At 63.3% G+C, this 597-nt stretch carries 1 pseudogene; it reads right to left on the bottom strand.

The features are described 5' to 3' along the window. Positions 1-597: pseudogene (locus A3730_RS07980) on the bottom strand (urea carboxylase); the annotation flags it as partial.

Genomic DNA, 597 nt, shown 5'->3' with positions numbered 1-597 from the left:
GGTGTCAGTTCGATAACGCCATCCAGTTTTTGTTCTTCCAACCACAACATCAGGGCGTGGGCACGAAAGCGCAGGCGCAGGTCCAGTACCAGCGATCCATATTCCACCAGCAGATAACGATCCCCTGCGGCGCGGTAGACCACCTCCACACCGGCCTCGTCCGCCGACAGGGTGTTGAGAACCGGTGTGGTGATGGCGGTGCTTTCTACCTGTTTCACCGGGGCAGTCATGGTGGCGACGCAGGCGTCCTGCTCTTCCGCCAGTGCATCCGCGTCTGCCAGGCTGATGGCGTCGAACCGTAAGGTGTCCCCGGCTTTCAGCTGACCGAGTTTCCAGCGGTCCGCGAGGATCACGGTGGCCGGGCAGACAAAGCCGCCGAGTGAGGGGCCGTCGGGGCCGAGGATCACCGGCATGTCGCCGGTGAAGTCCACCGTGCCCACCGCGTAGGCATTGTCGTGAATGTTGGACGGATGCATGCCGGCTTCGCCGCCGTCACTGCGCGCCCAGGTGGGCTTGGGACCTACCAGGCGAATGCCGGTGCGGCTGGAGTTGTAATGCACCTGCCAGTCGGTGGAGAAGAACATGGCCATGTCGTCG

It is taken from the genome of Alcanivorax sp. HI0044, from assembly GCF_001634945.1.
This window is presented reverse-complemented; position numbering and strand designations above follow the sequence as displayed.